The sequence below is a fragment of the Gemmatimonadaceae bacterium genome, assembly GCA_040882285.1.
GTDB lineage: Bacteria > Gemmatimonadota > Gemmatimonadetes > Gemmatimonadales > Gemmatimonadaceae > JACDCY01.
This window is the reverse complement of record JBBEBQ010000007.1, coordinates 130,033-150,532: the sequence shown is the minus strand read 5'-3', so window position 1 is coordinate 150,532 and position 20,500 is coordinate 130,033. Positions and strand designations below refer to the sequence as shown.

General features: G+C 66.5%; 13 protein-coding genes. 7 read left to right on the top strand and 6 right to left on the bottom strand.

Translation table 11 applies throughout. From position 1 onward, the window contains the following. Positions 1–183: 183 nt before the first annotated feature. The 4 genes from WEA80_04730 to WEA80_04715 all read left to right on the top strand — a co-directional run bounded on the left by WEA80_04730 (position 184) and on the right by WEA80_04715 (position 6,741). Positions 184–810, top strand: coding sequence for a hypothetical protein (locus WEA80_04730; GenBank protein MEX1185873.1), 627 nt, complete (start codon positions 184–186; stop codon positions 808–810). Between the two features lie 223 nt (positions 811–1,033). Further along, entirely contained in the window at positions 1,034–1,600 is a 567-nt protein-coding gene (locus WEA80_04725; protein ID MEX1185872.1) for a LemA family protein, read from the top strand. A 348-nt stretch (positions 1,601–1,948) separates the two neighbouring features. Beyond that, positions 1,949–5,140 carry a SusC/RagA family TonB-linked outer membrane protein gene (locus tag WEA80_04720; GenBank protein MEX1185871.1) on the top strand — a complete coding sequence of 1,064 codons (3,192 nt, stop codon included), beginning with the start codon at positions 1,949–1,951 and terminating at the stop codon, positions 5,138–5,140. Continuing rightward, complete coding sequence (locus WEA80_04715; GenBank protein MEX1185870.1) at positions 5,137–6,741, top strand: SusD/RagB family nutrient-binding outer membrane lipoprotein; 1,605 nt, start codon at positions 5,137–5,139, stop codon at positions 6,739–6,741. The genes WEA80_04720 and WEA80_04715 overlap by 4 nt, the downstream gene beginning before the upstream one ends. Before the next feature lie 89 nt (positions 6,742–6,830). On the opposite strand, the gene WEA80_04710 is transcribed toward WEA80_04715, so the two are convergent. Further along, the gene (locus tag WEA80_04710; protein ID MEX1185869.1) at positions 6,831–7,580 is read right to left on the bottom strand and encodes a carboxypeptidase regulatory-like domain-containing protein; all 750 of its coding nucleotides are present in this window, start codon (positions 7,578–7,580) and stop codon (positions 6,831–6,833) included. Positions 7,581–7,768: 188 nt separating this feature from the next. On the opposite strand from WEA80_04710, the gene WEA80_04705 reads away from it, so the two are divergent. Then, on the top strand, positions 7,769–8,170 hold the full coding sequence (locus tag WEA80_04705) for a hypothetical protein (protein ID MEX1185868.1): 402 nt from the start codon (positions 7,769–7,771) through the stop codon (positions 8,168–8,170). On the opposite strand, the gene metG is transcribed toward WEA80_04705, so the two are convergent. The 5 genes from metG to WEA80_04680 form a co-directional block, all read right to left on the bottom strand. Next, positions 8,148–9,710: a methionine--tRNA ligase gene (gene metG, locus WEA80_04700; GenBank protein ID MEX1185867.1), complete on the bottom strand. Its 1,563-nt coding sequence runs from the start codon at positions 9,708–9,710 to the stop codon at positions 8,148–8,150. The genes WEA80_04705 and metG overlap by 23 nt on opposite strands. A 2-nt stretch (positions 9,711–9,712) precedes the next feature. After that, positions 9,713–10,807, bottom strand: a complete 1,095-nt coding sequence (gene ricT, locus WEA80_04695) for a regulatory iron-sulfur-containing complex subunit RicT (protein MEX1185866.1) — start codon at positions 10,805–10,807, stop codon at positions 9,713–9,715. A gap of 116 nt (positions 10,808–10,923) precedes the next feature. Further along, the gene (locus WEA80_04690; protein ID MEX1185865.1) at positions 10,924–11,895 is read right to left on the bottom strand and encodes an acetyl-CoA carboxylase carboxyltransferase subunit alpha; all 972 of its coding nucleotides are present in this window, start codon (positions 11,893–11,895) and stop codon (positions 10,924–10,926) included. Next, positions 11,892–16,715, bottom strand: a complete 4,824-nt coding sequence (gene dnaE / locus WEA80_04685) for a DNA polymerase III subunit alpha (protein MEX1185864.1) — start codon at positions 16,713–16,715, stop codon at positions 11,892–11,894. The genes WEA80_04690 and dnaE overlap by 4 nt, the downstream gene beginning before the upstream one ends. Positions 16,716–16,736: 21 nt before the next feature. Next, the gene (locus WEA80_04680; GenBank protein MEX1185863.1) at positions 16,737–17,258 is read right to left on the bottom strand and encodes a hypothetical protein; all 522 of its coding nucleotides are present in this window, start codon (positions 17,256–17,258) and stop codon (positions 16,737–16,739) included. Between the two features lie 84 nt (positions 17,259–17,342). Here WEA80_04680 and WEA80_04675 point away from each other — a divergent pair, with 84 nt between their 5' ends. Then, positions 17,343–19,220 (top strand): GDSL-type esterase/lipase family protein, encoded by a 1,878-nt coding sequence (locus WEA80_04675; protein MEX1185862.1) that lies wholly within the window; start codon positions 17,343–17,345, stop codon positions 19,218–19,220. A gap of 82 nt (positions 19,221–19,302) precedes the next feature. Beyond that, entirely contained in the window at positions 19,303–20,466 is a 1,164-nt protein-coding gene (locus WEA80_04670; protein MEX1185861.1) for a carboxypeptidase regulatory-like domain-containing protein, read from the top strand. The last annotated feature ends 34 nt before the right edge of the window (positions 20,467–20,500 follow it).

Here is a 20,500-nt window from a genome sequence, read left to right as displayed (position 1 = left end):
GCCCAGTACTGCAAGATCAATGCTCCTGTTATTTCAGTTACAGCCCACTAGTCACCAGTCACCAGTCACCAGTCACCAGTCACTAGTCACTAGTCACCTTTCATGTCTCTGGACGAACTAGTCTCTCAATTGCGCGCCGCATATGGCCCCGCACTCCGCGCGATCGTTCTTTACGGCTCTACCGTGGCGGGAGAGCGTATCCCGCGACGCTCGGATTCCAACGTGCTGGTGGTGGTGAGCGAGCTGCCGCTGGAGACGCTGCGCGCGGCGGCGGCCGTCACCAAGGCGTGGGTGGCGGAGGGGAATCCGCCTCCGATGATCTTCACCGAGCGCGAGTGGCGCTCTTCCGCCGACGTGTTCCCGATGGAGTACTCGGACATTCTCGAGCGCAACCGCGTGCTGTTCGGCGACGACGTGTTCGCGGGGATCAGCGTGTCGCCGGAGCATCTGCGGCTGCAGGTCGAGCAGGAGGCGATGGGCAAGCTGCTGCACCTCCGGCAGTCGGTCTTCGGCGCGAGCGCGGATACCCGCGCGCAGCTGGAGATACTCGAGCGGAGCTTGAGCAAGCTCATGATCCTGTTGCGGGCCGTGGTCCGGCTGCACGGCGATACACCACCGACCGATTACGAGGCGTTGAGCCGGATGGTCGCCGACCGGTCGGGGTTCGATGCCGAGTCCCTGGTCCGGGTCGTGCGCCACGTTCGGGGACAAACCAGGATTCGCGCGGGCGAAGCGGCGAAGGCGCTGGGGGACTACCTGCTCGCGGTCGAGCATTTGGCGCATCATCTGGACAGGTTTGCGAGGGGATGATGAAAAGCGCTGCGTGCTGCGTGCTGCTGAAAAACGCTGCGTGCTGCGTGCTCGCAGGGATTTGAGCGAGAGAATGCCACGGGTGTTCCGCGCGGGGAAAAGCAGTTATCAGTTGTCAGTGGTACGGCACAAACCGTGAATGCGGCACGTACTCTCTAGGACGCAGCACGCAGCACGCAGCACGCAGCGTAGTTCTACTCACAACTCATAACCGGAACCTGTGATGAACACCTCGAAACTGTACCTGGCGGTAGTGATCCCGCTGATTCTCACCGGGTGCGGTTACAACACCATCCAGCGCTACGACGAGCAGGCCGCCCAGGCCAAGCAGCAGATTGACGTCCAGCTGCAGCGCCGGGCCGATCTCGTTCCGAACCTCGTGGCGACCGTGAGGGGCTACGCGCAACAGGAGCAGACCATCTTCATCGAAGTCGCCCGCGCCCGCTCGGGGCTGCTGAACGCGATCCAGTCGGGTGGCGCGGCGGAGGCAGCGGCAGCGAACGCGCAGCTCACCGGCGCGCTCGGCCGTCTGCTCGTAACGGTAGAGAATTACCCGCAGCTCAAGTCGGACCAGAACTTCCTCCGGCTGCAGGACGAGCTGGCCGGCACGGAGAACCGGATCGCCGTCGCGCGGACGGATTACAACGCCGCAGTGAACCAGTACAACGCGTACATCCGGACGCTGCCGCAGAAGCTCACGGCGATGGTGACCGGGGCCAAGCCGCGGGAGTACTTCAATGCGCCGGGGGACGTCGCGACCCCTCCCCAGGTGGATTTCTCGCGACCCTGAGGCGGTTGCCCGGCCCGGATCAGCGGCACCGCCCCCAAACCGGCGCCGTACCGGGCCGGGACTGCCGCGCAAGTTGCCGGAAACACGCGTCACTGCCCGAACCCGACCGGCCTCGTGCCGCGGCGGGTGCGGGCTCTTCGCCGCCCTGCAGGGATTCCCCCTTGTGGAAACCGCTGTCCAGCACGATATAGAGTGGGAAGCGGATGACGGGCGTAGTAGCGGAATGACGGAGCCCTTGCTCGTTTGCCGGGACTTTGCGGCCGCCCGTAGCATCCACTTTTCCGGGGACCTTCCCGGAATAACAACGTTCGCCGTCCCGAGGAATCGGTGGCGGCAAAGGAGGGCGGTATGAAAGGCATACGCTCGTATTTTGTACTAGCGGTCTTCCTTGTCTTGCCCGGCCTGGCGGCCGCGCAGCAGGGAGCCACCATCACCGGAGTCGTTCGCAGCGAAGCCGGCGCACCCCTTCCCAGCGTGTCGGTCGTGCTGGAAGGGACCAACATCGGGGCGCAGACGCGGGACGACGGCGCGTATACCATCAGCGTGCCGGCGGCCTCGGTAAATGGCCAGGCGGCCCGGCTGATCGCCCGACGAATCGGGTATCGCCAGGCCACTGCGACGATAACCCTCACCAGCGGCACGATCCAACAGGACTTCACGCTCGCGTCGACCGCGGCCGTGCTGTCGGAGGTGGTCGTCACGGCGCTGGGAGAGCAGCGGACGCGAAGCGTTCTCGGCACCGCGCAACAGCAGGTCACCGCGACTCAGCTGAACGAGACCCGCGCACAGAACGTGATGCAGCAGATTCAGGGAAAGGTCTCCGGCATCCAGATCACTTCGCCCGGAACGCAGGGCGGCTCGACGAACGTGATCATCCGCGGTCAGAACTCGATCACGGGGAACAACCAGCCGTTGTTCATCGTCGACGGCGTGGCGGTGTCGAACGCCAACCTCGGGGGCGCGCCCTTCGTCGGCTCGAATACCATGTTCGACTACGGCAACGCGCTGAACGACCTCAATCCGGACGACATCGCGTCGCTGAGCGTGCTGAAGGGCCCGAACGCGGCGGCGATTTACGGATCGCGCGCGGCTAACGGGGTCATTATCATCACGACCCGCAAAGGCGGCGACACCGGCGGGCGGATGCGCACCGAGATCAACACCAATCTCACGTTCGAGAGGCCCGCTATCCTCCCCTCCTTCCAGAATCTGTATGGTCAGGGATTGGAAGGTGAGTTCGAGTGGGCGGACGGGAACTACGGCGGGATCAACGACGGAGTGGACGAGAGCTGGGGGCCGAAGCTCGACGGCAGATTGATTTGCCAGTTCGACAGCCCGGGCGCCGGGACCGCGAACTGCCAGCCGACGCCATGGATCGCGCATCCCGACAACGTCAAGGATTTCTTCCGGACCGGCACTACGATGTCCACGACGGTCGCGGTCAGCGGAGGCACGGACCGCGCGTCCGGGCGGCTGTCGATGGGCGCGGACAACGTCAACGGAATCTTCCCGAACAACATGTTCCAGCGGCGGACGGCTTCGCTCACGGGCAGCTTCCGCGCGAGCAGCCGGCTGACGGCGGACGGCTCGGTGCAGTACATCCACAACGCCGGACGCAACCGTCCCGGCGTCGGCTACTCGGGGCGCAATCCGCTCCAGTCGATGTTCAACTGGTACGGCCGGCAGGTCAACACGGAGTCGCTCAGACAGTACGGCAGGGGCGGCGCCACCAACGGCGGGCCCGATACGCGTGAGTTCAACTGGAATTACAGCTACCACAACAATCCGTTCTGGGTGATGCAGGAGAACCCGCAGCTCGACGATCGCGATCGGGTGATCGGATCGGTCGCGGTGAAGTACCAATTCGCGGAAGGCCTGAATGCCACGCTGCGGACGGGCTCGGACATCTACCGGCTCGGGATCCAGCAGCTGTACGCGCCCGGTGCCGAGCAGTTCATCAACCTGGCGTACAACGGCGGGTTCCGTTTCGCCAACGACTACAGAAACGACAACAGCACGGCTCTGAACTTCACGGGAAACCGTCGGCTCTCCAGCTGGCTGGACTTCAGTGGCGTCGCCGGTGGCAGCCTCCGGCGCGAGTACTTCAACGGCAACAGCCAGCAGACGACGGGGCTCGTCGTGCCGCGGGTTTACAACCCGTCCAACGCGGCGATCGCGCCCGCTATCGACCAGCAGATCGTCCGGCGGCACGTGCGGGGCATCTATGGATCGGCCGCCTTCACGATCAGGGATTTTTGGACCATCGAGGGCACGGCGCGCAACGACTGGTCGTCGACGCTTCCGGTCGGCGCCAACTCCTACTTCTATCCGTCGCTGAACACTTCCTTCGTGGTGACGGACGCTTTCCCGGCCATGCAGAACTCGGTGCTGAACTCGCTCAAGCTCCGCGGCGCGGTCGCCCGGGTCGGCAGCGACGCTCCGGTGTATTCGCTCGTGCCGGTGTTCCTCGGCGAAGCACAGAGGTTCGGTACGCAGCCGCAGTACAGACTGGACACGCGCCTGGCTAATGCCGGCCTGAAACCGGAGATAACGCGCTCCGACGAGGTCGGCGCCGAGCTGTCGATGTTCGGCAACAGGTTGACTTTGGACGCCAGCGCATACAGCAAGTCGACGACGAACCAGATCTTCGACGTGGAGATCTCGGGGGCCAGCGGCTTCGACAGGAAGTGGGTCAATGCCGGCGAGATCAGCAACAAGGGACTCGAGGCGCTGGTGTCGCTCGACATCATGCAGACGCCGAGATTCGGCTGGACTTCCACGTTCAATTACGCGCGGAATCGCAGCCAGGTAGTCGATCTCGCGCCCGACGTCGAGACGATCGTGCTCGGGCGCGGCGGCTTCGGCGACGTCATCGTCGAGGCCCGGAAAGGCGAGCCGTACGGCGCCATCCGGGGTTATGCGTATGCGCGGGACGACGACGGCAACATTCTCGTCGAAGACGGATATCCCGTCAGAGAGAACACTCTGTCGGTGCTGGGCAACATCCAGCCGAACTGGACGGGCGGATGGGCCAACCAGTTCACCTTCGGCAGGTTCTCGTTGAACTCGCTGCTCGACATCAAGCGCGGTGGCAAGCTGTACAGCGTCACCAACATGTTCGGCGAGTATGCCGGCGTGCTCGAGAGCAGCCTGCTCGGGCGGGAAGACGATTGGGACTCGCCGGGCGTTCTCGTCGAGGGGATAGACGTAGCGACCGGGCTGCCAAACACGCAGCTGATCAGCGCCGAGGAGTATTTCCACGGCCTCTTCGCGTACACCGAGCGGTACGTGTACGACGCGAGCTACGTGAAGCTTCGCGAGCTGCGGTTGTCGTACAACCTGCCGGCCAGCTGGGCGAGCAGGTTCCTCAGTGCGCGGGAAGCGAGCATCGCGTTGACCGGACGGAATCTCAAGATGTGGACGAATGTTCCGAACATCGACCCGGAGTTCGCTTACAGCAGCCGGAACGATCAGGGTATCGAAGTCAACATGTCGCCGAATCCGCGCAGCATCGGCTTCAACCTCCGGATCGTCCCATGACGCATATAACTGGAGACGCCAACACCATGCGCTATAGCAATCCCGGATCGCGAACCAGGATCTTTGGACTCGCGGGTCTCGGTGCCGTGCTCCTGCTCGGTGTCGCGGCATGCGACGCCGACAGGCTGACCCGGGTCAACGAGGACCCGAACAACCCGACGTCGGCTCCGCCGCAAGCGGTGTTCACGTACGCCACGCGCATCGCGATGCAGCGCTGGTTCGGGAGCAATCCGACGAACATGCGCGGTCCGGTGCTGACCGCGCAGCACCTCGCCCAGGTACAGTACCCGGATGAAGACCAGTACCTGCGGCTCGGCGGGGAAGTCACCAACAACAGCTTCATCTTCACATACGCGCAAGAGCTGAAGAACTTCCAGGCCGTAATCGACGCCGGAAAGACGGCCACGCAGCCGCTGCTATGGGGTCCTCCTCAAATCATGCGGAGCCTGATATTCGGCTACGTGACCGACGTTTGGGGTGACGTGCCGTACTCGCAGGCACTCCAGGGAGACGCTACTGACGCGCTAATCCAACCGGCGTACGACGCGCAGAAGGACATTTACACCGGTCTCTTCCGCGATCTCGCCGAGGCCGTGACCGCCATCGCCGGCGGCTCCGGCCAGACTCTCGGCAATGCCGACCCGATCTTCGCCGGGAACAGCCTGAGGTGGCAGCGGTTCGGCAACTCCCTCCGCGCCCGCCACGCCATGCGGCTCGCCAACGTCGATCCGACCACGGCGCGAGCGGAGCTCACGGCCGCCATCGGCGCGCCCGGCGGCTTGCTGGCGTCGAACGCCGACAACGCGCAGATGAACTGGCCGGGAGACGGCATCTACGACAACCCGTGGGCGGTCAACAACCGCACCCGCGACGATCACCGGCTGTCGGATCGTCTCATGGGCCAGATGCTGCCAGTGAATGATCCCCGCATACCGGTGTATGCGCAGCCGACGCTCGCGGACCCGACCGTGTATGCCGGAATGCCCAATGCTCTCACGGCGTCCGAGGCCGGGAATTACTCTCTTATCTCGTCGCGTCCGGGCAGGGTTTTCTATTCCACGGACCGGTTCTGCTCCGGTTGCACCGGTCTTACCGGCCAGAGGTTCCCGTCGTTCGTCCTGACCTACGCCGAAGTGTCGTTCATCCTGGCCGAGGCGGTGGAACGGGGCTGGATCACGGGGAGCGCGGCGGCGTACTATACGCAGGGAATCCAGGCGTCCATGGCGCAGTGGGGCGTGACCGACGCCGCTGCGATCGCCACCTTCCTCGCCCGTCCGGAGATCGTATACGCCGGCGGTACGGCTGGACACGGCCAGATCGCGCTGCAGAAGTGGATCGCTCTTTACGGCGAGGGCGTCCAGGCGTGGGCGGAATGGCGCCGGACGTGCGTGCCGGCAACGGTCAAGCCGGGACCCGCCGCGATCATCGGTACGGTCCCCCGGCGGTATCAGTATTCCGTTCGCGAGAAATCAGTCAACACGGCCAACGTGGATGCCGCTATTGCCAGGCAGGGGCCGGATGAGTTCACGACCCGGATCTACTGGGACACGAGCCCAACCGACGCGCCGACGTACCCCGGAGCAAGCTGCGGGGTGAGGTAAATACCGTCGTTTGAAACAGAAAAGCCCCTCCGAAGTGGAGGGGCTTTTTTGTGGGACCGCTTGCCCTTACCAGGACCGACAACGCGCCGTCAGCGTGTCCAGACGAGAATGAGCCCGCACAACCGGTTCCCCCGCTCCATGTACTGCGCCGGCACTCCGGCGGAAGACGGATAAAACTCGATCGCGCCGATCTCCGTGGGCTGAACCACCTCGTCCAGCTCCGCGCCCGGAACACGCTGCCCGTCCACCCAGACCATCGGCTGGCAACCTCGAACGCGAATGGTATTCCCGTACAGGTTGGCGGACCGGATGGTGGTTCCCGGCACCGTTCGAAACAGATCGCTGGGGTTGGCGGGACCGAGGCGGCGAATGTCCTTGTGTTCCAGAAAACGTCCGAATGAAGCCCGCTGCCGCTTCCGCTCGTAGAACGAGCGATATCTCTCGTCCTCCGCAGCGGTGTTGATGGTGACGTCCGTCAACTGCGATGGAAGCTCGACCAGCACGATCTCGCTCACGCTGGGGTGTCCGCCGGGCCCGACGACCATATCGATCGTTTGCGCCGCGTACCCGATCCGGCGGAAGTGCAGCATCACCTGGCCCGCCGCCACGCGCCCGAACGTGAACCGGCCGTTATCTCCCGACAGGACCGTGTGGACTACGGCCGCGTCGCGAATGAGGACGACTTCGACGAGGCCCAACGGGCGATTCGATCCATCGACGATGGTGCCCTTGAGCTCGTAGGACGGCGCCGGCGCGGCGGGCGTCGCTTGCGCCGAAAGAGACTGCGGCGTAGAGAAAGCTGCCGCCAATGCGGCCGTGCCGAGATACCGCGCAATCATGCTGCCACCTCCAGGGGCTTCCTCTTCATCGTTGCGCCCGGCTCCGCGACTGTCAAGTGTTCTTCATTCCCGGACGCGGCGGGGGCCGCGTTGGACGCCCCGGCGAGCGCGCTCTATCTTCCGGAAGCCGGGAGGGTCGTGTCCGTTCCGGCAGAAGGACTTACGCCAGGACACGGTAGGAGCATGTCATGTCGCGCCAAGGGATTTTCACGGTTGCCGCTCTCACTCTGATCGCCACGGCCTGCGCTTCCGTGCCGCCGGGCGTGGACACGGCTCCCGGCCGATCGCGAAACTTCATTCCCCAGGAAGAGATCCGCGCCCAGGTCTCGGGGACGGCTCTCGATGCGGTGCGTGTGCTGCGTCCAACGTGGCTGGTCAAGCGGGGACCGCAGAGCGTCAGCTTCGAGGCCGATATCTGGGTGTATCTCGACCGTGCCCGCCTCGGAGGAGTAGAGTCCCTCCGGGAGATAGCCGCCGGAAACGTCGCATGGATGGAATTCCTCAATCCCGCCGCGGCCAACTACCGCTTTGGCGCGGGTCACCCGCATGGGGCGATCGTCGTGTCCCTCAGCGACCCGGCTGGGAGGTAGACGGGGGGGCTTCCTTGGGGAAGAGCGGCGGCCCTTTCGCCACCCTCCACCCGCTCGGATCGATCCTCTCGATCTCCGCGAACCGCACCGCGTTCACGTCGCCCGGCGCGCCGAGCGCGTGCCACAGCTCCTGGGATTTCGCCGGCATGAACGGCGCGAGGTAAACCGCGTGTCGCGCGAGCTGCCGGATCAGCGATGCCAGCACTGCGTGGAGCTCGCCGGCCTTTGCCGGATCCTTGGCCAGCCTCCACGGCGCTTGCCGGTCAACGAACTCGTTGCCGCGCGCGACCGTCGCCCACACGCTCTTGAGCGCTTCGTGCAGCAGATACCCGCGCGAGCCGTCCATGGCCGAGTGGTACGCCGCGTAATCGCGCGCATCGGCGGCGTCCACCTCGTTCGGCGCGCCCGCGGGAACCACTCCGCCGCAGTACTTCTCCACCATGGCCACGGTACGGCTCGCGAGATTGCCCAGCGCGTTGGCGAGCTCGGAGTTGTACCGCTCCTCGAACCGCTCCCAGGAAAATGACCCGTCCGCGTCGAACGGGATCTCGCGCATCAGATAGTAGCGGAGCGCGTCGGCCCCGTACCGGTCGATCACTTCGTCGAGGTCGAGCCGGACCCCGGATGACTTGCTGAATCGCTCGCCGCCCAGCAGCACGAAGCCGTGGGCCCACACGCGCTCCGGCAGCGGCAGCTCCGCGGCCTGCAGCATCGCCGGCCAGACGACCGCGTGCAGCCGGGTGATGTCCTTGCCCACGATGTGCAGCTGGGCCGGCCAGCGGTCGCGATAGCCGGCGTCAGGGTAGCCGGTCGCGGTCAGATAGTTCGGCAGAGCGTCGAACCAGACCCACGTGCCCTGCTCGGCGGCGGCGGGATCGGCCGACTGGAGCGGGAAGGGAATTGCCCAGCTCAGCCGCGCGCGCGAGATCGAGATGTCCTCCAGCCCCTGCTCGAGCAGCGAGCGGATCTCGTTGCGCCGCGTCTCCGGTTGGAGGAACTCGCGGCGCTCCCCGATCAGCCGCTGGAGAAAGTCGGCGTACTTCGTGAGCCGGAAGAACCAGTTGCGCTCCTCGGTCCATTCCAGCTCGCGCGTCGGATGGTCCACGCACCGGCCGTCGACGATCTCGTTGTCGCGCTTGAACAGCTCGCACCCCACGCAGTACCAGCCCTCGTAGCTCTGCTCGTAGAAATCGTCGGGGTTGTTCTCGTGAATGCGCTTGATGAGCGCGCGCACGCCCTTCCGGTGCGCGGCGTCCGTGGTTCGGATGAACTGGTCGTGCGAGATGTCCAGCCGCCGCCACATCGCGAGGAACTTCGCCGCGATATGGTCCACGAACTCCTGCGGAGGGATGCCGCGATCGGACGCCGCCTGCGCGACCTTCTGCCCGTGCTCGTCCATCCCTATGAGGAAGTGCACGTCGTCGCCCCGCATGCGGTGGTACCGCGCGATCACGTCCGCGCCGATCTTCTCGAAGGCGTGCCCGTGGTGTGGGTCGCCGTTGGCGTAGTCGATCGCGGTCGTGAGGTAAAATCTCGCCAAGCTCAGTCGCCTTGCTTGGGACCGCGGTTCCTGCGCCCGCCGCGGCGGCCCCGCCGCCGGCGTCGCGCCGTCTGCGCGGAATCCTCGCCGGACGCGGGCGACGGTTGCGGCGCCATGTCTGGAGCAGGCGCGGCCGGCTCGACGGCGCCCGTCTCCTCGGCGATCAGCTCATCCACTAGCGCGAGATCGTCCGCCATCTCGGCCGTCTCCATGGAGTCCGCGGCCGCGACCGCGGCGGACGGCGACACGAACCCGGTCTCGAGCGAGAACTGAGCGAGCGTCAAGACCCGCTGCTCGCCCTCGGCCGCGCGCAGCGTGACCCGCTCCTGGAAGATGTCGTTGGCGACGATTTTCTCTTCACCCGTCGATGTGGTGAACGTCCGGCCTTCCTTGGGGAACCGCTTCCGCGCGGTCACGTACATCTCGTGCTCGTATCTCAGGCAGCACATCAGCCGGCCGCACGCGCCCGAGATCTGCGATGGATTGAGTGACAGCCGCTGGTCCTTGGCCACGCCGAGGTTGACGGGCCGCAGCTCGGGGAGCCACGACGCCGAGCAGTATTGCCGGCCGCAGCGCCCGATGCCGTCGAGCCGCTTGGCCTCGTCGCGCACGCCGATCTGCTTCAGCTCTATCCGAGTCTTGAACAGCGACGCGAGGTCGCGCACGAGGTTGCGGAAATCGACGCGCTTTTCGGCCGTGAAGTACAGCGTGAGCTTGCGCCGGTCCCACTGCCACTCCGCGTCCGAGATCTTCATCTGGAGCCCGGCGCCTTTCACCTTCTCGGCGGCTTGCCGGCGCGCGTCGGCGCTGAGCTTTTTCATGCTGCCGGCCTGGCGCACGTCGGCTTCGTTGGCGATCCGCAACGCGCGGCGCGCGGGCGCGGCGGGCTCGTTCGTCCCGGGAGAATAGCCGCAGCCGTGGGCGCAGCCGCGGCTGCGCTTCTCCGCCAGCTCGCCGACCGCGTGCACGTAGCCGAAGTCCTCGCCGCGATCGGCGTCGACGATGACCGGCGCCTTGAGCGGCGGCGGCTCGGATTCCGGCCACTCGAAGAACTCCTTTCTGTTGCCGCTGAAGGCCACTTCAATGAGATGAGTCATTTGCAAGCGGTGACTAGTGACTAGTGACTAGTGACTAGTGTAAGCGGAACGACAGGAAAAGCTCGGCATGGGGTAGTTGTTGTTACTAGTCACTAGTCACTAGTCACTAGTCACTTCTACTCGCTCCATTGCCCGATTCGCAGAAATTTCTGTCGTCGGCGCCGAACCAGCTTCTCCGGCCGGTATTTGCGCAGCTCTTCCAGGTGCCGCATCAGTGCCTCCTGCACCGCGGCGGCGGCCACCTCGTGGTTGGCGTGCGCGCCGCCGGGCGGCTCGGGAATGATCTCGTCGATGACCTTGAGCGGAAGCAGGTCGGGCGCGGTGATCCGCAGCGCGGACGCAGCGCGGTCGCGCAGCTCCTGGTTCTTGCCGTCGGCCTTCCACAGGATCGCGGCGCACCCCTCGACCGTGATCACCGAGTAGACCGCGTTCTCCAGCATCAGCACCCGGTCCGCCACCGCGAGCGCGAGCGCCCCGCCGGAGCCGCCTTCGCCGATGATGGTGGCCACGATCGGCACCATGAGCTGGCTCATCTCCAGCAGGTTCCGGGCGATCGCTTCCGACTGGCCCCGCTCCTCGGCGCCGAGTCCCGCCCAGGCGCCGGGAGTGTCCACGAACGTCAGCACCGGGACGTGGAACTTCTCGGCCAGCTTCATCAGTCGCAGCGCCTTGCGGTATCCCTCGGGATGCGGCATCCCGAAGTTGCGCTTGAGATTCTCCTTGGTGTCGCGGCCGCGCTGGTGGCCGATGATCATCACCGTCTCGCCGTCGAGCCTGGCCCATCCCCCGATGATGGCGGCGTCCTCGCGGAACGCGCGATCGCCGTGCAGCTCGATGAAGTCGGTGAAGATGAGCCGGATGTAATCCTCGGTGAACGGGCGCTTGCTGCTCCGCGCCACCTGCACGCGCTGGATGGGCGTGAGGTTGCGATACACCTCGGCGCGCATCTCCGCGAGCTTCGCCTCCAGCGTGGCGACTTCCTCGTCCACGCTCAGTTGGCCGTCGCCCGCGGCCTTGCGCAGGTCCTCGATCCGCCGCTCCAGCTCGGCGATCGGCTTCTCGAATTCCAGAGTGACTCCCGTGCTCACTGGTTCGCCCGCACGACTTTGACGCGGTCGTTGCCGACGAGCGCGCGCAGCTCCGCGATCGACGGCCCGTCGGCCGACACGGTGAATGTGCGCGATCGGAACGCCGCCCGCTCGCCGTTGCCGTCGCTCCACCGGATCTCGATGGGCGCCGAGCCCGGATGGTGGCTGATCACCTCGCGCAGCTCGTCCGCCAGCGCCGGGGTCGCGTGCTGCCCGAGCGTCAGCTCGAGCTGCACGGCGACCTGGCCGTCGGCCCGCAGATCCGTCATCGGCTTCACCGACTCCACGACGAAGAGCGGATTGTCCGCGGTCTGATCGCGCCGCGCGTAGGCGCCGCGCAGCAGCACCGGCACGTCCGTCCGGAGCTGCGTGGACAGCGACGCCCACTTCTCGGGAAACACCATCACTTCCGCGGATCCCGAGAAATCCTCGATGATCAGCCGCGCGAACTCGGCCCCGGTCCGCTTGCTCAGCTGCTTCTTCACGGAGGTGACCACGACGCAGAGCGACATGGTCTCGGGAGCCCATGTTCCCAGGTTCGCCACGGTATGAGTCGCGAACAGCTCCGCCTCGGCGCGAAACGGGTCGAGCGGATGGCCGGAGATGTAGAAGCCGAGGATCTCCTTCTCGCGCGTGAGACGCTCGCTCTCGGTCCAGGGCGCGACGGCGGGAAGCTGCCGCGGCGCGCGCACCTCGCCGCGCTCGGTCTCGGCCGGGCCGCCGAACAGCGACACCTGGCCGGACCGCTTGTCGTCCTGGTGCAGCGAGCCCTCGCGGATCGCCGCGTCGAGGCCGGCGAAGATCTGCGCCCGGTGCGCGCCCAGCGAATCGAGCGCGCCGGCCAGCGTGAGCGCCTCGAACACCCGCTTGTTGCACACGCGCAGGTCCACCCGCTCGCACAGGTCGTACAGCGACTCGAACGGCTTCTCGCCGCGAGCGGCGAGTATCGAGTCGATCGCGGAATGTCCCACGTTGCGCACCGCGCCCAGGCCGAAGCGGACCTTCCGCTCGCCGACTACGGTGAACTTGTACCCCGACTCGCTCGCGTCGGGCGGCAGCACGTCGAGCCGCATGTCGCGCGCTTCCGCGATGTACTTCACCACGCTGTCCGTGTCGCCGATCTGCGACGACAGCAGCGCCGCCATGAACTCGGCGGGGAAGTGCGTCTTGAGCCAGGCGGTGTGGTAGCCGATGATCGAGTACGCGACTGAGTGGCTGTTGTGAACGATGACGTCGTTCGCGACGAAGTTATGCGTGCCGGGCACTTCGAGATCGTAAGTCCGCATTTCTCCCAGCAACTCGATCGCGTCAACTCGGTCCCACAGGACGTCTCCCTCCGCGAGTCGCCGGAGTTCGGCGTCGTCGAAGTATGCGGCCAGGCGGCCGACTGTCGCACGCGTGAAGCCGATCTTGTGCGGGTTCGTTCCGGCGGGAGTGAAGTCGCGCGACGACACATCTGCGCCCGACTCGACTTGAGCCCATGTCGAGCCGGCCCGCACTTTGGCCGCGCGCACCAGGCTGCGCGCGGCTACCGGCACGACATCCTTGGACGGACCGTAGACCGGGGTGTCGAGGATTAGCTCCGCGACCAAACGCCGCCGCTCGGCATTCAGGAACCGAGACGCGATGTGGCTGGAGAAGAGCCGCAGGTTGTCGTTGCCGGTAACGAAGACCTGATAGCCCGTTTTGTGCGCGCCTCGGTAGCGGAACTGCACGCATCGGATTCGCGCGATGATCCCAAGGCGGAGCAGCAGGTGCTGCACCTGCAGCCCGAGGCGCTTCGAGGACGTAGCATAATAGGCGTTCCGATCGAGCGTGTTGACGTGACCGTCGCCCGCCCACATCCTGCTCAGCAGCAGGCCAATCTGCCGGTTGTTAAGTGCGAAAGCCGCACCGGGAACTTCCTTGTGAACCGCCGTTTTACCGAGCATGCCGAGCAGGCGGGCCCACTCGAAAATGCCGGACGGCTGCGTACGATCGATGCGACGGGTGTAAACCGAATCAGTCCCCTTGTGTGGCTTCGTCGTGCACGCCACGTTGGAGAACTGCTCGGCTGCCGCGACGAAGTCCCCCACCTCTGCGGAGTCCTGGTTGTAGAAGTACACACCAGTCGGGTGGCATAGGTTGCCTTCGGCGAGCAGGTGTCCAAGCGCGATCACTTCGTGTTCGGGCCATTCGACGGTGCCTTCTACAGGAAGAGATCGGGGCACCGCGATGTGCTCGCCGATTGCGAGGTCCCCAAGTTCGCGCCAGCCATCGAAGGTCAGGAACGGGTGGTTCGCCGTCGCGTCAATCTCTCGTCCCGATTCCGTCCGCAACCGATAGACCGTTTTGATGCCGTTGTCCATCACCGTCGCAACCCGGCCGTGCTGGAGCTTGAGCGATGCGGGATCGCATGTGACGACATGGTCAAGTTTGGCTGCCGCGGTGTACAGATCCTCAATACGAACAAGTCGTCCTGTTGCGGCGTCGAGGATCTCCGCGTGCCCTGGCAGACACTTGTTGAAGCCGTACCGGCCGAACGTCTCGAGCTGGCCGGAGATCTCCTCGATGATCGAGCGGTCGTAGCCGCGCGCGACGGCCTTCTCGACGAACTTGCCGAGCTCCTCGCGGATCAGCTCCGCGTCCTTCTTGCCGACGGCCTTCCGCAGCACGTCCGCTTCCGCGAGCGAGATCCCGGCGAGCGTCTGCGCGATCCGCATCACCTGCTCCTGATACGTGATCACGCCGTACGTCGGCTCGAGGATGTCGCGCAGCTCGGGCAGCCGGTAAGTCACCGGCTCCTCGCCGCGCTTCCGGCGGCAATAGACCTTGTGCATCCCGGCGTCGAGCGGGCCCGGACGCATCAGCGCGTTGGACGCGACCAGGTCGTCGAACCGGTCGCAGCGCATGTTGCGAACCATGTCCGTCGCCAGCGGCGACTCGAACTGGAACACGCCGGCCGTGCGTCCGCTCCGCAGCATGCGGTAGGTCTCGGCGTCGTCGAGCGGCAGCGTGGCGAGGTCGGGCGCCGAGCCGGTGCGCGCGCGGATCGACTTGAGCGTGTCGTCGATGACGGTCAGCGTCGTGAGGCCGAGGAAGTCCATCTTCAGCATGCCGGCCTTCTCGAGCGCGTTCATGTCGTATTGGGTGACGACGATCGTGTCGTCGTCCGAGGCGAGACCAGCGGCGCCCCTGGACGCCGTCGTGCACACCGGCACGTACTCGTCCAGCGGGCCGGGCGCGATGACGACGCCCGCGGCGTGCACCCCAGCGTGGCGCGACAGGCCCTCGAGCTTGACCGCGTACTCGAGCAGCTCCCGGTAGCGCGCCTTCCGCTCGCGCGCCTCCTTCGTGTCGTCGCGCGATTCGGCGTACAGCAGCCGCACCTCGGGAACGCGCTCCATCGCCTCGCGCACGGTCAGCGAGAAGTTCGGCGCGTTGGGGATCAGCTTGGCGAGGTCGTCGGTCTCTTTCGGGGTGAAGCCGAGCGCGCGGCCGACGTCCTTCACCGCCGCGCGGGACTTGAGCGTGCCGAACGTGATTATCTGTCCCACGGAGTCGCGCCCGTATTTCTGCCGGACGTACTCGATCACCTCGCCGCGGCGCTCGAAGCAAAAGTCCACGTCGATGTCCGGCATCGACACGCGCTCGGGGTTCAGGAAGCGCTCGAACAGCAGGTCGAAACGGAGCGGGCACACGTCGGTGATCCTGAGCGAGTACGCCACCAGCGAGCCGGCCGCGGAGCCGCGCCCGGGGCCGACCGGGATCCCGCGGTCGCGCGCCGCCTTGATGAAGTCGTACACGATCAGGAAGTAGCCGGCGTAGCCGGTGCTCGTGATTACGCCCAGCTCGTAGTCGAGCCGCTCGCGCACTTCCGGCGGCAGCGGCGCGTCGGCGGCCGCGCCGGGCAGATACCGCTCGCGCGCGCCCTCGGTCGCGAGCCGGATGAGCAGGTCGTTCTCGGTCCCGACCCCGGGCGGCAGCGGGAACGACGGGACCTGGTACTTCTTGGACAGCGCGATCGATGATTCCTCCGCTATCCTGAGGGTGTTCTCCAGGACGTCGGGCCGGTCGGGGAATCTCGCGGCGACCTCGTCGGCGCTCTTGAAGTAGAGCCCCTCGTCGTAGTGCATGCGGTCGGGCTCCGCTCGCTCGCGGCCGAGTCCGATGCAGAGCAGCACGTCGTGCGCGTCGTGATCTTCGCGCCGGAGGAAGTGCGAGTCGTTGGTGGCGACGACCGGGAGATTCAGCTCGGCCGCGAGCTTGAAGACGCGCTCGTTGAGCGCCGCCTGGTTGGGGCTGTCGTGCGCCTGGACTTCGAGGTAATACCGGTCGCGGAAGACGTCGGCATACCACGAAGCGGCTTCCCGGGCGGCGTCGTAGTCGTCGTTGAGCAGCGACACGGCCACCTCGCCGGCCATGCACGCGGAGGAAACGACGATCCCCTCGCTGTACCTGGCCAGGAGCTCCCGGTCCACGCGCGGCTTGGCGTAGAAGCCCTCGGTGTAGGCCAGGGACGAGAGCTTGACCAGGTTCTTGTAGCCCACGGCGTCGCGCGCCAGCAGAACAAGGTGGTAGTAGGGCTTCGAGCGGAGGTCGGTGCGGGCCTTGAGCCGCCTGTCGCCGGGCGCGACGTAGGCCTCCATGCCGATGATCGGCTTGATGCCGGCCTTCCTGGCCTGCTCCTGGAAGTCCCATGCCCCGTGCAGGTTGCCGTGATCGGTGATCGCGAGCGCTGGCTGCTCGAACTCCAGCGCCCGCGATATCAGGTCGCCTATCCGGTTAGCGCCGTCGAGAAGGGAGTACTCCGAATGGCAGTGGAGATGGACGAAGGACACCCCGGAAATCTAGCTGCGATTCTATCGGCCCATGGTCAGATTGCCGCAGCTGACGACGTTGTTCAGCTGCGCGCCACCGTTGTACACGTTGACATGGTAGCTGCCCGTGGTCGGGAGCGTCAGCCATATCTCCATGTCCAGCTCGCCCCGGCCATTATTGCCGATCTCGATGACCGGGAACGTCTGCAGGCCCGCGACCGGGAGGGCGCCGCTGCCGCAGCGGCCGGACACGATCGCCCACTGCATCTGCGAGGCGTTGCGGACGTCGGTCGAGACGATCATTCGTACCCGCGCGCGATTTGTGCCTGCCTCCGACAGGAACACCGAGCCCGTGGTCTTCTGTTGGGACGTGGGAGCTGCCATGGCGGTACGCTGCTGCGTCGCCTGGAGCATGGTCTGCCAGCGCGTCGGCGTGCCCGCGGCCGCAATCGCGGCCGCGCGGTCGTTGGACGACGCGGGCGCCTCGACGGCGGGGGGCGTGCTGGCGCAGCCGGCGATGGCGGCGATCGTCAGGAGTCCCGTGCTGATTCGACGTAGATGCATATTCACCTGCGGAAGTTGTAGATGAGTTGACGGAACGTCCGTTGCTCGCTGCTTACCCCATACGACTAGGGTCGGTGCCGAAGCTTGTCAAATAAAGCGTCAGCCGGAGCCCGGAAGCCGATATCGAAGCGCAGATACGCAATCTATACGGCGATCTCGCTGGTCCTCCCGTTCGCGCTGCTCGGCCTCCTGGAGCTGGGCCTGCGCGTGGCGCGTCCGGACGGCGGCCTGCCGCTGTTCGAGAGGGCGGCGTTCGTCCGCGGCGATTATCTGGTCGCGAGCCGGTCGGTTGGGCAGCGGTGGTTCGGTGGAGTGCGCAACGCGCCCGCGCCTCCCGCCGAGCCTTTCTCGCGCGTCAAGCCCGCGCGCGCGTTTCGAGTGTTCGTGCTGGGCGAGTCCACTACCGCGGGCTTTCCCTATCCCCGCAACGGGACGTTCTCCCGGCTCCTGCGCGACATGCTCACCGACGCGCTCCCCGGCGACTCGGTCGAGGTCGTGAACCTCGGCGTCGCCGCGACCAACAGCTTCGCGATGCTGGACATGGCGGGCGAGATCGTCGCGCAGCAGCCCGACGCGGTGCTGGTCTACGCGGGGCACAACGAGTATTACGGCGCGCTCGGCGCGGCATCGCGCGTGGAGATCCCCGGTGGCGCCGGCGCGGTCAGGCTCTATCTCGGACTGCTGCGGTTCCGCACGGTCCTGGCGGCGCGCGGCGCTCTGACGGCGCTGACCGGTCGCCGCGGCGAAACGGAAACGGACCTCGAAGCGGCGAGCCTGATGGAGATACTCGCCCGCGACCGTGAGGTCCCGCTGGGGGGCGAGCGGTACGCCGCCGGCTTGCGCCAGTTCGAGACGAACCTGGCCGCGCTCGTGCGCGCGTTCAGGCGGGAAGGAATCCCCGTCTTCGTGGGGAGCCTCGTCAGCAACCTGCGCGACCAGCCGCCGTTCGCCTCGGAGACGAACCGGCTGCCGGATGGCGCGGCCGCCGTGTTCGACAGCGCGCGGGCCGCGCTGGCGGGCGGTGACAGCGCCGGCGCCGCGCGGTTGTTCGCGCGCGCGCGCGATCTCGATGTGGTGCGCTTTCGCGCGCCCGGCGAATTCAATGAAGTGATCCGGCGGATCAGCGGCGCCACCGGCGCTACGTACGTGCCGGTGGCGGAAGCGTTCGAGCGAGGCTCACCCGCCGGCGTCCCCGGATCCGAGCTGCTGCTGGAGCACGTCCACCCGAACCGCGCGGGCTACGCCCTCATCGGCCGCGTGTTCCTCGACGCGATCGCGGCGAGTCGCGTGCTCGGCGGCCGGACCGACCGCTCCCGGGTGCGGCCGCTGAGCGAGTATGCCGCGAGGACGACGCTGACCGCGTTCGACGAGCGGATCGCGCATCACCTGGTGCGCACGCTGGGCTCCCGCTGGCCGTTCGTGCCGGTCGAGCGGCAGGTGGATTATCGCGGGACCTACGTTCCCGCGGATCTGCTCGACAGCCTCGCGTTCGACGTCTCGCGGGGCGCGCCGTGGGAGGCCGCGAAGCTGAGACTCGCCGCGGATTACGAGCGGCGGCGGCAGTACGATTCGGCGGCCGCGGAGTATGCCGGACTCGCTCGCGACGCGCCGTTCTTCGACGAGCCGCTCAGGCTCCTTGCGCGCGCCCTCGCTCTCGCGGGGAGGGAGGCTGCCGCCGACTCCGCCCTCCGGCGCGCCGTCTCCATCCGGCCCACAGCGGACGCGCTCGCCCAGCTCGGAGCCACCGCTGTGAACCGCCGGGAGCTCGGCGAGGCGATCGCATTTTTCCGCCGCTCGCTCGCGCTGGCGCCCAACCAGCCGGAAGTGCTGTATCAGCTTTCTCTCACATATGGCATGGCGAACGACATTCCGCAGGCGCGAGCGACCGCGGCGCAGCTGCAACGGCTGAGCCCGGGTCATCCCGGGCTGGCCGACTGGCTCGCGAGTCTGGGATTTCGCTGACGGCGAAACAGATTGCTCTTGACTGGCCGGGGCGAGCGCAACATCGGTAGGGGTGTCGTGTATTGATGGACTGGAGGTCTTTGTGACGCGACGCACATCAGCGCCAAGCCGCACGTACGCCATCTGGATCGCCCTGTTGATCGGCGCGGTCTCCTTCATACCCTCCGCGGCTTTCGCGCAGGCCGTGAGCGGCACCGTCGTCGATTCACTGGGCGGCGCGATCACCGGCGCCCACGTTTCCATAGAGGGAACCAGCGCGGCCACCATAACCGACGATGGCGGCGCGTTTCGCTTTCAGCGCGTTCCTCCCGGCACCATCACGCTGAACGTCCGCCGGCTTGGTTACAGGCAGCGGTCGGTCACCGTGGAATCCGGCGGGCCTGGTGCAACGGGCATCGTCATCCGACTGGTCGCCGTGCCGGAGGTGCTGCCGACGGTGGAAGTCGTTCGCAAGCCCGAGGTGTTCGAGCCGCGGCTCGCGGGATTCAACGCCCGCCGCGAGAGGCGCGTCGGCCATTTCATCACGCGGGATCAGCTGGACCGGCACGATTCTCCGCGGTTCGCGGACGCTCTCCGGACGATCCCCGGTGTGGTCGTGCGTCCCCTCCGGGGGTCCGGCGGGGGCAGGACGATCGCCATCCGCGGCAACTGCTCGCCGCTCGTCTTTTTTGACGGCTTCCCCGCGGCGGCCGGACCGGTCGATCTCGACATGATCGATCTCGCCAGCGTCGAAGGGATCGAGGTGTATTCGGGACTCGCCACGGTCCCGCCGGAGTTCCGCAGCATCCAGGGTACGGAGCGGTGCGGAGTGATAGCCATATGGTCGAGACCCTTTCGGCCGCGGCCGCGGCGACTCGCCGAAGCCCGGGCAGGGGAGCTGGACCGCGCGGTGGCCTCGCCAGCGGTTTATACCGCCGCCGAGGTGGACGAGCCGGCGATCCTGGTGCCTGGCAGCGTGGAGCCAGCCTATCCTGACACGCTCTGGCAGGCGGGTTTGAGCGGCCGGGTCGTCGCGGAGTTCATCGTCGGGGCCGACGGGGTGATCGAGCAGGGCACGTTCAGCGTCGCTTCCACGACCCACCCCTACTTCTCGGCGGCGGTTCGCGCGGCGCTCGAAAGCGCCATCTTTAGATCTGCTAGATTGGCAGGCAAGGCTGTCCGGCAGCTCGTTCAAGTACCATTTGTTTTCGACCGTACACAGCCGACCCCGGGACAGGAGTCGCAGCCCGACGGGAGCCGTTCCTAGGGAACTGCGGCAAGGCCGGCCGGGCGGACGCTTC

What these genes read in the sequence shown, in the direction of transcription:
- WEA80_04715 (MEX1185870.1), top strand. Translation starts at nt 5,137, where the DNA reads ATGACGCATATAACTGGAGACGCCAACACCATGCGCTATAGCAATCCC.
- WEA80_04710 (MEX1185869.1), bottom strand. Translation starts at nt 7,580, where the DNA reads ATGATTGCGCGGTATCTCGGCACGGCCGCATTGGCGGCAGCTTTCTCT.
- WEA80_04705 (MEX1185868.1), top strand. Translation starts at nt 7,769, where the DNA reads ATGTCGCGCCAAGGGATTTTCACGGTTGCCGCTCTCACTCTGATCGCC.
- WEA80_04680 (MEX1185863.1), bottom strand. Translation starts at nt 17,258, where the DNA reads ATGCATCTACGTCGAATCAGCACGGGACTCCTGACGATCGCCGCCATC.
- WEA80_04720 (MEX1185871.1), top strand. Translation starts at nt 1,949, where the DNA reads ATGAAAGGCATACGCTCGTATTTTGTACTAGCGGTCTTCCTTGTCTTG.
- ricT (MEX1185866.1), bottom strand. Translation starts at nt 10,807, where the DNA reads ATGACTCATCTCATTGAAGTGGCCTTCAGCGGCAACAGAAAGGAGTTC.
- WEA80_04725 (MEX1185872.1), top strand. Translation starts at nt 1,034, where the DNA reads ATGAACACCTCGAAACTGTACCTGGCGGTAGTGATCCCGCTGATTCTC.